This is a genomic window from Aeromonas sp. HMWF014 (assembly GCF_963878295.1).
GTDB classification, from domain to species: Bacteria; Pseudomonadota; Gammaproteobacteria; order Enterobacterales; family Aeromonadaceae; genus Aeromonas; species Aeromonas popoffii.
The window spans coordinates 1-3,245 of sequence record NZ_CAWNYS010000504.1 but is presented as its reverse complement, the minus strand read 5'-3'; the positions used below and the strand labels follow the sequence as shown (position 1 = coordinate 3,245).

Sequence of the window (3,245 nt, the reverse complement as noted above, 5' to 3'; positions counted from 1 at the left end):
GCCCAGAATATCGCCTGGCTTTTATTGCTGGCTCCCAGCTTCTCGACAATGCGTTCCAAGTGAAAATGGACACGGTGTTGGTTTAGGTGCTCCTCCAACCTTGGTAATGCGGTCCGGCAGCTTATATATCAGCTCGTGGGCCTGCTCGCTCACCCGTTTGTCGTAAGGATGAGATGAGACCGGATGCATCACCTCGCTACAAAACGTTTGTAGATCAAGTGGTCAAGTGCCAGTGGTCCTGGGCCACGCGCAACGAGAAACAGCAGAGCTGCCGCCCATACACCATGAGTTGGATAGGCATCAGGATAAACAAGGAACTGAATAACGATGGTCATTCCTAGCAATGCCAATGCAGAGAATCGAGTGGCGAGCCCAATCAGTATTAGCGCAGGAAAGAGATGCTCGGCGGTGGCTGCCATAATGGCACCTAATTCTGGAGAGATAAGTGGCAACTGGTACTCATAACTAAACAGATCGACAACTGATGAGGAAAGCTGGGGCCAACCAAAATGGAATTCCCCAGAAATAATATCCAAAGAAAATCCCTGAATTTTTGTTTGGCCTGACTTCCAGAAAATAGCGGCAATAGAAAAACGCGCCAGCAGTGCAATCCACGCATCCGGGATGCGTGACAGTAGCTGAACCACCGAGTGGGTCAACGTTGTGAGTCGGAAGATCATAGGGAGTGCTCCATCGGTGATACTGCAACTAACGCATGACTGCGTATTAGCAGGCTAAGGGTCTCTGGTATATCAAATGGGCCTGATGCAGTCACTGCGTCAGCAAAAGAAGCGCCGCTGTTTAAACGTTCTATGAACATTGCTGCATTGTGTTCTATGTGCATGATCTCAACCCCCAATTGAGGGCGAACTAGCAATGCACTCTGGCTACAGGTGAGATCAACCCTCCTCATGCCTTCTACGGGATCTTGGCCCTGGTGCACTGACCAAATTGATACCACTGGATAAATCGAATGCACGACTCGCAGAGCCGGATCCAGAGTAAAGCAAATACGAGCAAGCATAGCTTCATCGGACAACAATGAGATCAGCGCTTCTTGGGATAGCGGTTTTGCGTCAGCCGCATGCCACGACTCGACTCGAAGCCATTCAAGACGAGCGACATCAGCAAGATATGGCAAGCCTGCTACAGGTGGGAAGTTAGCGATGAAATCTGGATATGCCTCACCATACCAGACAAGTACCGGAGACGCGGGAGGATAATGGCGAATAAACTCGGCAGCCATTGCCCTGAAAAACACCTCGCCCACAAGGGCTTGTACTACGGGATAACTGTCAGCCAAAGCATCAGTCAGCGAGACGGTCACGTTGTTGCGATACACATCAAACCGCTTGGTTGGGTCTGACCCATTCCAGGTAGTTAACCCTGGCGGTGACGCGGATGTTTGCGTCAACAGAGCGGTCATCCATTCGGCTTGATTACTCATAGACCCATCTCCTTGTTTCTTGACATCAACAACTCAGCTTGGCGAGCCTCGGCAGCAAGACCAGCAAATGCTGGAATGTCGTTGTCCCGCTCAATAAGAGTGGGTTGAGGCCCTAAGAGAGCAATGACCGTGCTGTAGAGATCCCAGACCGCATTGGCGACAGGAGCACCATGACTATCAATTAGTAGGGGGGCTCCAGCAGCATCAACTTCTTCGGCATGGCCTGCCAGATGGATTTCGCCGACAGCTGCGAGTGGCAAGTCACGTATGTAGGCCATCACATCACGTCCGTGATTAACGCAAGAGACATAGGCGTTGTTCACATCAAGGAGTAGCCCGCAACCGGTTCGGGTAATCACCTCACTCATGAAGTCCGCTTCCGACATCGTTGAGGCGATAAATTCAACATAGGTAGCAGGGTTCTCAAGCAACATCCGGCGACCGAGCCGCTCCTGAACTCGGTTCACATGTTCGCACACGCGATCCCGGGTTTGTGGGGTATAGGGTGCTGGCAACAGGTCATTTAGAAACGTGGTTTGGTGACTTGACCAAGCCAGATGTTCAGAGAATGACTCTGGTTGATATCGTGTAAGGAGTGTGGCGAGTCTATCCAGATGAGCTTCATCCAGTGGCCCTTCACCACCTATTGATAGCCCAACACCATGGATGGACAGCGGGTAGTCTGCTCGAATGCGTTCGAGGTAATGATGAAATGGCCCCCCCGCCACCATGTAATTTTCGGCGTGGATTTCAAAAAAACCGATAGCTGGGCGAGTGTCGAGGATCGTCCGGAAATGTTCCGGCTTCAACCCGACACCGCCCGCCCTCGGTAGGACAGGCAGTGTCATGGTTTTCATCCTATTAGGCGTTCTTTTCCTTGAACTCGTTCAGCTGACCAAATCCAGTCGGTGAGGTACCGGATTCAGTCTGCTCGCAAGTCCCTTTGGGAACCATTGACCAGGCATTGCCTTGGTAATCACGTACAGAAGTGCCCGCGCAGGAAGTGCCCGCTCCTGCTTTACAGTCATTCTTGCCTTTGAGAGCAACACCGTAGCATTTCTCCATGCTAGCCATTTTGCTGTCTTCGGCAGCACTAACCGGTGAGGCAGCCATGACCAGAGCGGTGCCAAAAGCGATGGCAAGGGAGGCAGAAGTAATTGTCTTTTTCATCGGAATTTCCTTTTCGTGGGTTGATAAACCAGCCAGCAAAAAGCATGTCAGATTATTCTTTCAGGCCCTGCTGTCCGGATTCTTAAAAATACGTACTGCGTACAAAACATCGGTGCAGAATTAACTGACTAAATATTCTCTAACTAGCTCACGAGCTCTGTGCAGTCGGCTTTTGATTGCGCCTGGTTGTTCACCTAGCCGCTCCGCGATTTCTGTAATCGTCAGCTCTTCAAAATCTCGCAGCAACACTACCTCCAAGTAATGTGCGGGCAAGGACTCCAGCGCATTCGTCAGGTCGATGCGTAACGATTCATCACTACGATTAGCCAGCTGTTGCTCTGCCACATCATCTTCTAGCGGGTCTTGCTTAAACATCATGCGCTCAAGTCGATGACATTCACGTTTAATGACCGTGAATAACCAAGAGGAGAAAGTAGCCACTGATTTGAGCCCACTGACTTTGCGAGAGAGCACTAACAGGGATTCTTGGACTGCATCATCAACATCACTGACATGACAGTGTTTGCGAGCGTAGCGTCGTGCATCTGCATGACACACTGCCAGCAATCGTGAGATCGCTAGATTGGCCCCTTGAAGATCCAGACACTTCGCCCCTCTTAACTTAAGA

Annotated in this window: 5 protein-coding genes; all 5 read right to left on the bottom strand. The window is 50.8% G+C overall.

The window, feature by feature from the left end:
* Positions 1 to 188 precede the first annotated feature (188 nt).
* Positions 189 to 680, bottom strand: a complete 492-nt coding sequence (locus AAC083_RS19735) for a DoxX family protein (protein ID WP_108537519.1) — start codon at positions 678 to 680, stop codon at positions 189 to 191.
* Positions 677 to 1,447 (bottom strand): HvfC/BufC N-terminal domain-containing protein, encoded by a 771-nt coding sequence (locus AAC083_RS19730; protein WP_108537518.1) that lies wholly within the window; start codon positions 1,445 to 1,447, stop codon positions 677 to 679. The genes AAC083_RS19735 and AAC083_RS19730 overlap by 4 nt, the downstream gene beginning before the upstream one ends.
* Entirely contained in the window at positions 1,444 to 2,295 is an 852-nt protein-coding gene (bufB, locus tag AAC083_RS19725) for an MNIO family bufferin maturase (RefSeq protein ID WP_258224780.1), read from the bottom strand. The genes AAC083_RS19730 and bufB overlap by 4 nt, the downstream gene beginning before the upstream one ends.
* A gap of 13 nt (positions 2,296 to 2,308) precedes the next feature.
* Positions 2,309 to 2,617: a BufA1 family periplasmic bufferin-type metallophore gene (locus tag AAC083_RS19720; RefSeq protein ID WP_108537516.1), complete on the bottom strand. Its 309-nt coding sequence runs from the start codon at positions 2,615 to 2,617 to the stop codon at positions 2,309 to 2,311.
* A 120-nt stretch (positions 2,618 to 2,737) separates the two neighbouring features.
* A partial coding sequence (locus AAC083_RS19715) for an RNA polymerase sigma factor (protein ID WP_219927918.1) occupies positions 2,738 to 3,245 on the bottom strand: 508 nt, incomplete at its 5' end.

Excerpts from the sequence above, each read along its gene's own strand:
- AAC083_RS19735 (WP_108537519.1), bottom strand. The coding sequence starts at position 680 with ATGATCTTCCGACTCACAACGTTGACCCACTCGGTGGTTCAGCTACTG.
- AAC083_RS19730 (WP_108537518.1), bottom strand. The coding sequence starts at position 1,447 with ATGAGTAATCAAGCCGAATGGATGACCGCTCTGTTGACGCAAACATCC.
- bufB (WP_258224780.1), bottom strand. The coding sequence starts at position 2,295 with ATGACACTGCCTGTCCTACCGAGGGCGGGCGGTGTCGGGTTGAAGCCG.
- AAC083_RS19720 (WP_108537516.1), bottom strand. The coding sequence starts at position 2,617 with ATGAAAAAGACAATTACTTCTGCCTCCCTTGCCATCGCTTTTGGCACC.